The 7,041-nt window shown below is 66.9% G+C and carries 6 protein-coding genes; 3 read left to right on the forward strand and 3 right to left on the reverse strand.

Annotated features, from left to right (window positions below; translation table 11 throughout):
* Window positions 1-75 precede the first annotated feature (75 nt).
* Window positions 76-1,311: an aminopeptidase gene (locus tag BOO71_RS17385; RefSeq protein WP_075834425.1), complete on the forward strand. Its 1,236-nt coding sequence runs from the start codon at window positions 76-78 to the stop codon at window positions 1,309-1,311.
* Window positions 1,312-1,544: 233 nt separating this feature from the next.
* Here the strand turns inward: BOO71_RS17385 and BOO71_RS17390 are convergent, their stop codons facing one another.
* The 3 genes from BOO71_RS17390 to BOO71_RS17400 all read right to left on the reverse strand — a co-directional run bounded on the left by BOO71_RS17390 (window position 1,545) and on the right by BOO71_RS17400 (window position 3,979).
* The gene (locus BOO71_RS17390) at window positions 1,545-2,294 is read right to left on the reverse strand and encodes a metallophosphoesterase family protein (RefSeq protein ID WP_075834427.1); all 750 of its coding nucleotides are present in this window, start codon (window positions 2,292-2,294) and stop codon (window positions 1,545-1,547) included.
* A gap of 2 nt (window positions 2,295-2,296) precedes the next feature.
* A complete protein-coding gene (locus BOO71_RS17395; protein ID WP_075834430.1) occupies window positions 2,297-3,382 on the reverse strand; it encodes a quinone-dependent dihydroorotate dehydrogenase in 1,086 nt (361 codons plus the stop codon).
* A gap of 132 nt (window positions 3,383-3,514) precedes the next feature.
* Window positions 3,515-3,979, reverse strand: coding sequence for an RrF2 family transcriptional regulator (locus BOO71_RS17400; protein WP_075834432.1), 465 nt, complete (start codon window positions 3,977-3,979; stop codon window positions 3,515-3,517).
* Between the two features lie 89 nt (window positions 3,980-4,068).
* Here BOO71_RS17400 and BOO71_RS17405 point away from each other — a divergent pair, with 89 nt between their 5' ends.
* Both BOO71_RS17405 and BOO71_RS17410 read left to right on the forward strand, forming a co-directional pair.
* Window positions 4,069-5,982 carry a chorismate-binding protein gene (locus tag BOO71_RS17405; RefSeq protein WP_075834482.1) on the forward strand — a complete coding sequence of 638 codons (1,914 nt, stop codon included), beginning with the start codon at window positions 4,069-4,071 and terminating at the stop codon, window positions 5,980-5,982.
* On the forward strand, window positions 5,979-6,680 hold the full coding sequence (locus tag BOO71_RS17410; RefSeq protein ID WP_254843201.1) for an aminotransferase class IV: 702 nt from the start codon (window positions 5,979-5,981) through the stop codon (window positions 6,678-6,680). The genes BOO71_RS17405 and BOO71_RS17410 overlap by 4 nt, the downstream gene beginning before the upstream one ends.
* Window positions 6,681-7,041 lie beyond the last annotated feature (361 nt).

The following is a 7,041-nucleotide window of genomic DNA, read 5'->3' on the forward strand; positions in this document are numbered from 1 at the left end:
TCCCCATGTGGGAGCTTTTTTCATTTCTCCCTTAATCTCCCTGCTCCGCACCCGCCCCGCGTTATCCTCCCCGCTATGAGTCTGACATTCGAGGAAAAGTTGCAGAATTACGCGCGGCTGGCCGTCCGCGTCGGCCTGGGCCTGCACGAGGGTCAGCGCGTGCTGATTCAGGCCCCGGTAGACACCGCGCCTCTGGCCCGCGCCGTGGTGCGCGAGGCGTATGCGGCAGGTGCGTCCTTCGTGGACGTGCGCTGGGACGACGACGATGTTCAGTTGGCCCGCTTCGAGCTGGCCCCGGACGGCACCTTCGGCACCCTGAGCAAGTGGCGGGTGGACGCCGAGATCGAGACGGCGAATGCAGGCGGCGCAGTCCTGGCCATCCGTGCCACCAATCCCAACCTGCTGGGCGGGGTGGACGCCGAACGCGTGGCGACGCACCAGAAAGCATTGGCGGCCTACCGCAAGCCCTACACCGAGCAGGTCATGACCAACCGCCTGAACTGGAACCTGATCAGCGCCCCGATCCCCGGCTGGGCCGAATTGATGTTCCCCGATTCCAGCGCCGATGAAGCGGTGGAAAAGCAGTGGGACGCCATCTTCGCCGCCACCCGCGCCGACCAGCCCGATCCGGTGGAGGCGTGGCAGGAGCATCTGGCGAACCTCAAGCGCCGCCGCGAAGTTTTGAACGCCAAGCAATATTCCGCCCTGCACTTCAAAGGCGGCGAGACCGATCTGACCGTGGGTCTGGCCGAGGGTCACCTGTGGGGCGGCGGTGCGGCGGATACCCCCGGCGGCATCACCTTCACCGCCAACATCCCCACCGAGGAAGTCTGGACCGCCCCGCACCGTGAGCGCGTGGACGGCGTGGTGGTCAGCACCAAACCATTGTCCTACAACGGCACGCTGCTGGACGGCATCCGCATCGAGTTCAAGGACGGGCGCATCACGGGGGCCACCGCCGATAGGGGACAGACCACTCTCGAAAAAATGATCGACACCGACGAGGGCAGCCACCGCCTGGGCGAGGTAGCCCTGGTGCCGCACAGCAGCCCGATCTCGCGGTCCGGCCTGTTCTTCTTCAACACGCTGTACGACGAGAACGCGGCCAGCCACATCGCCATCGGCAACGCCTACCGCTTCAACGTGGCGGGCGGCGTGGACATGAACGTGGAGGATTTTAACGCCAGGGGCGGCAACGACAGCCTGACCCATGTGGACTGGATGATCGGCAGCGGCAAGATGGACGTGGACGGCGTGTTGAAGGACGGCAGCCGCGAGCCAGTGATGCGGGCGGGCGAATTCCTGATCTGAGCGTGGTGAGGGAGTTTCAAAGCCGTCCAGATCGGCCTGTGAGAAGCCCTCTGGACGGCTGTTTTTCTATCCCCAACGGTCTGACCTTGAACTATGAAGTTCGAGTCGCCCGGCTTTGGCTTTCGGCCCCACGGTCAATGAGATCGGGCGTCTGGAGCGTGACCGCCTGAAGGTCCGGGTGGCGGATAATCCAGAGTCAGTAGAGGCGCAGGCGGCAGTCATGAGCCTCAGCGCTAGCCGCCGCGCCCCACCATCTCGCCGCTTCGCAGCAGCATGGCCTCGAATTCGCCGAAGGGAGAATTGGCCTGGGACCAGCGCACGGCGGCTTCGACGTCGAATTCCACGGCGCGGAAGTCCGCCGCCCAGTGCCCGCCGCGTTCTTCCAGCAGCGTCCAGCGGGCGCGCGGATCGCCGTCTACCTGATCACTGACCGAGCCGGTGTTGACCACCAGCGTGTCGCCCACACGGGTCGCGCCGGGGCGGTGGGTGTGGCCGCACAGCACCACTTCAGCATTCAGCGGTTCGATAATGGCGCGCAGTTCGCGCGGGTCACGGGCACGGTAATACCCGGCTCCTGGCCCACGCTCCGGCTCGTCTTCCCAGTGCCACAGCAGCATGTCCCAGGCGCTCGTGGGCGTGCCGTGGCAGGCGAACAGCCGCCCGTCCAGCGCGTGCGCCGTCAGCGGCAGGGCAGCAAGGCGGGCGAGAGTGGCGTCGTCCATCTGCGTCGCCAGCCACGCGCCGATCTCCTTTGAGATCTTTGCGCGGCGTCCCCCCGGCCACAGTTTTTCCTCGTTGTTGCCGCGCACTTCTATAGCCCCCGGTTCGGCCTGTAGTGCGGCGGCGCGGGCTGGATCGGCACTGCCCTCGATCTGGTCTCCCAGGTTGAATATCAGATCGGGTGACGCGGCGCGGATGTCCTCCAGCACCGCTTCCAGCGCGAAGGCGTTGCCGTGGACATCGCTTAAGACGGCGACCCGCACGGTCAGCGGGCGTCCACGCCGATGATCCCAGCCACGTTTGCCACGCCGTCGCGGGCCAGCAGATCGGCCAGCCCCCGGTTCAGGCGACGCACCAGCCCCGGCCCCTCGTAAACCAGGGCGCTGTAGACCTCCAGCAGGCTGGCCCCGGCGCGCAGCTTGGCGTAGGCGTCGGCAGCGCTGAAAATGCCGCCCACGCCCACGATGGGCAGTGTTCCTCCGGTCAGGCGGTACGCCTCGCCGATCAGCGCGGTGGATTTCTGGGTCAGGGGGCGTCCGCTGAGGCCGCCCGTCTCGCTCGACTTCTCGCTGAACAGGCCAGCCCGCCCGAGTGTCGTGTTGCTGACGATCAGGCCGTGCGCGCCCGCGTCCTGCACGGCTCCCACGCTGGCCTCGAAGTCGGCGGGATGCAGGTCCGGGGCCAGTTTGACCAGCACCGGGGGGCGGCGCAGGGTCCGCACGCGGCCCGCCTCGGTGGCGTCCAGCACGGCGCGGACCAGCTCGCCCAGACCGTCTGCGGCTTGCAGGGCACGCAGGCCGGGGGTGTTGGGGCTGCTGACGTTGATCACGAAGGCGTCGGCCACGTCCTGCAAGGCATGCACGCATTTCAGGTAATCCCCGGCAGCCTCCTCGTTGGGCGTGTCCTTGTTCCTGCCGATGTTGACCCACACGGGCGCAGACTGTGTGGGCAGCGCGCTCAGGCGGGCGTGCAGCGCCTCTGCCCCGGCATTGTTGAAACCCATGCGGTTGATCAGCGCCTCGTCTTCCAGCAGCCGGAACAGGCGGGGCCGCTCGTTCCCTGGCTGGGGCCGGGGCGTGACCGTGCCGACTTCCAGAAAGCCGAAGCCCAGCGCCGCGAAAGCGGGAACCGCCACCGCATTCTTGTCCAGCCCCGCCGCCAGCCCGATAGGGGAGGCGAAACTCTGGCCGAAGACCGTTTGCGCCAGTTCCGCGCCCGGCGACATGACGGCGCGGGCCAGTGCGGGCCACGCTGGAACCTTCGAGGCGGCTTCCAGCACACTCAGGGTCAGGTGATGGGCGTCTTCGGCGTCCAGACGGAACAGCAGAGGGCGGGCAAGGCGAGGGTACATCGGGGAACAGGATACGCACTGGGGAGGTGGGTGGGGGCGGTCTCTCTCTCAAACGCGGGACACGAGAACTCTGGCAGCCATAAAAAGAGGCGGTGCCGAAGTGTCCGGCCCGCCCTCTCTGTCCCGCAGTTGTCAGGAGCCGGCTGAGCCTGTGTAACTGCCCTCGATCTGCACCAGACGCGAGTGCTGCTGGCGTTCGCTGTCCGCGATCAGGTCCGCTAGGGTGGTGTTGCCCAGCACGTCGCGCAGTGCGGCGTCCACGCGGTACCACAGGTCCTGGGTGCCGCAGACGTTCTGGCTCTCGCAGGTGTGGTCATCCTCCACGCACTGCACCGGGGCGATGCTGCCCTCAAGCGCGGTGACCACGTCGTAGGCATTGATCTCCGCTGCCGGACGGGCCAGACGGTAGCCGCCGTGCGCTCCCCGGATGCTGCGGATGAACCCGGCGCGGCGCAGGTTGCTGGCAATCTGCTCCAGATAGTGCTGACTGAGGCCCTGGCGCTCGGACACGTCCTTGAGGGGAACGGCTTCCCCACCCCGCCGTCCTATCTCGATCATGGCGCGCAGGCCGTACTGAGCTTTAGTCGATACCCACATGTGTCTATTCTACCAGTTAATTCCGGGTGAACTGTAAGGGATTAAGGTTGGATGCGCGGGCGGGGGGCGGTCCTGCGTACAATTCTGGCGTGACCCCGGCCCTGCCCCGCCTCTCTCCTGCCGACGTGCTGCTGCGCCTGCGTGGGGCGGACGCGCCGGGCATCGTTCTGCTGGAATCGCTGGGGCCAGCCGTGCCCTATGGCCGCTCTTCGTTTCTCAGTGCGTGGCCGACGCAGGTTCAATCCACCCTGCCGGAGCGGCCCAGCGGCGACACCCTCTTTCCTGCGTGGCTGGGCGGCCTGAAATATGAGGCAGCCGGGGAGTTTGGGTTGGACACGCATCAGGTGCACGGTGAGGCCGGATGGTGGGGGTTTTACCCCTCGGGGCTGGTCTGGGACCGTCAGGCCGGAACGCTGGAAGTGGTGGGGCAGCCGCATGTGGACTGGCCGGCGCTGCTGGCCCTTGACCCGCCTGCCCAGCCGACGCTGAGTGTGGGTGAATTTGGCGCGGACGACGTGGATTATCCAGCGGGCGTGCGGGCCATTCAGGCCCTGATCCGGGCGGGCGAGGTCTATCAGGTCAACCTCTCGCGGGGGGTGCGGGCGCAGGCACAGGGCGATCCGCTGGCGGCGTACCTGCGGCTGCGGAAGCTGAATCCCAGCCCGTTCATGGCCTTTCTGGACATGGGGCCAGAGGTGGTGGTGTCGTGCAGCCCCGAGCGGCTGGTGGACTGGGCTGGAGGAGAGGTTTCCGCCCGCCCCATTGCCGGAACGCGGCGGCGCGGCCAGACCCCCACCGAGGACGCCGCGCTGGAGGCCGAACTGCGCGCCAGCCCCAAGGAGGTGGCCGAACACCTGATGCTGGTGGATCTGGTGCGCCATGACCTGGGTCGGGTGGCGGCAGCGGGCAGCGTGCATGTGCCAGAACTGATGCTGGTGGAGCGCTACAGCCACGTCATGCATCTGGTCTCGGAGGTGAGGGGACGGGCGGCAGACGGTGCAACACTGCGCGAGGTGCTGGCCGCCACCTTTCCCGGTGGAACGATCACGGGCGCACCCAAACAACGGGTGATGACCGCCATCCGGGACCACGAGCCGGGGCCGCGTGGCTGGTACACGGGCAGTGTGGGCATTATCGGCGGCGCGCGAATAGACCTGAATATCCTGATCCGCACGGCGGCCTTCACGCGGCTGGAAAACGGCTGGGAGGTGGAGGTCCGCGCGGGCGGGGGCACGGTCATCGACTCGGACCCCCGACATGAATCGGAGGAGACCGTTCATAAGGCCCAGGCGCTTTTAAGTGCGCTGGCAGGTGTGCCGGGGCGCGTTGCCCAGCCGCCCGCACCGCCCACGCCGGGCCGGGTGTGGACGCCTCCAACTGCTTCCGACACACCGGGTCAGGGCTTGCGGGTGCATCTGCTGGACAACCGCGACTCGTTCACCTGGAATCTGGTCCACGATCTGCGGGCGCTGGGCGCGGCGGTCACGGTCTTCTCTCAGGATGCAGAGATTTCAGAAATCCTTTACGCCTGCCCGGACGCCGTGCTGACCGGGCCGGGGCCGGGAACGCCGGACAGCAGTGATCCCACGCTGGCACTGACGCGCGAATGCCTGCGCCGGGGGCTGCCGCTGCTGGGCGTGTGCCTGGGCCATCAGGCGCTGGGGCAGGTGCTGGGCGGCGTGGTGGAGCGGGCCGCGCCCGTGCATGGCCGCCCGGAAGCAGTGCAACACGGCAGCGAGGGACTGTTTGAAGGCGTGCCGCCCGCCGCAGAATTCGGGCGCTATCACTCGCTGGTGGTGCGGGGTCTGCCGCCTGAATACATCACCGCCAGGGGCGCGGGCGGCGAGATTATGGCGCTGGCTATGTCTGGAAAACCCGTCTGGGGCGTGCAATTCCACCCCGAAAGTGTTCTGAGTCCGGTAGGCCGGGTGCTGCTGGGCAACTGGCTGCGCCTGTGCCGGGCATGGAACGCGCAAACGTCGGGGCGGGTGCCGGAGGTTTGAAGCCCCTGCCCCCTGAACTGGATCACCCCGCGTGGCTGCATGGAATGACGGCGTTCACTACCGTTCGCACGCGCCGGGGCGAGCCGCTGCTGTGGCCCGCGCATCTGGACCGCTTGCGCCAGACCTGCGCGTTTCTGGGCCTGCCCGCCCCGGACGCCGATCTGCCAGTTCTGGAGCCGTGGCCCTGGGGTCTGCTACGCGTCACGGTGGGGGCGGAGGGAACGTTCTGGAGCCACCGCCCCCTGACCCCTGGCCCGCGCCCGGCAGACGGCGTGCGCGTGCGCCTGACCGACATTCAGGTTCACCCGCAACTGGCCGCGCACAAGACTGGAAATTACCTGCCGTATCGCCTCGCCATGCAAAGGGCTGGGGCCGCTTTTGAAGGCTGGCTCGTCGGCCCGGATGGCACACTGGCCGACGGCTCCCGCACCGCGCCTCTGCTGGAGATTGACGGAGGATTGGTGGTTCCGGCGGGTGGATTGCCGAGCGTCACGCGCACCGTCTTTCTGGAAGGCCATGAATGGTCAGAGCGCAAAGTTCACTGCTCGGAACTGCCCACCGTGACCCGTGCGTGGATTTGCGGCAGCGGCGTGGGCGTCGTGCCCGTGCGGGAAATCGTGGGCGAGGGCTTGAACGTAAGTCTGCCTGTGGATTGGCCCCAAACAGATCATCCGGCGCTGATGTGGCCGGAAGCGTAACTGACATCTTGCAGTTTTGGAAAAGGATGTCTGGAACGCACTTTTGGCCCCATAGTGAGGTGTGTACCCAAAAGAATCGCGCTCCAGACGGCTTTATTCTGACATTCTGCCTTGCTTTTCTCGCAAGCAACACCGGGAATCCTTCGAGGTCTTCCTCGACCTGCTGCTTGATGGTTCCGGCAGACCTCTGCCGGAACGGGCCACCGTCAAATCCCCCTCGGCGCTCAGCCGCTTTTTCAATCACGCCACCTGGAGTACCCGTCAGCTCTGCCGGGTGATGCGTCAACACGCTCTCCAGACGTTGCAGGATCAGTGGCGACAGCAGCCCCATCAGCGCCCCAGACTGGAACTCCTGGTTGAC

Origin of the sequence: Deinococcus marmoris, assembly GCF_001949125.1 — a bacterium.
Classification (GTDB): Bacteria; Deinococcota; Deinococci; order Deinococcales; family Deinococcaceae; genus Deinococcus; species Deinococcus marmoris_A.

Bases quoted from the DNA above. Each gene is read 5' to 3' on its own strand.
- BOO71_RS17395 (WP_075834430.1), bottom strand. From the start codon at position 3,382: ATGTACCCTCGCCTTGCCCGCCCTCTGCTGTTCCGTCTGGACGCCGAA.
- BOO71_RS17385 (WP_075834425.1), top strand. From the start codon at position 76: ATGAGTCTGACATTCGAGGAAAAGTTGCAGAATTACGCGCGGCTGGCC.
- BOO71_RS17400 (WP_075834432.1), bottom strand. From the start codon at position 3,979: ATGTGGGTATCGACTAAAGCTCAGTACGGCCTGCGCGCCATGATCGAG.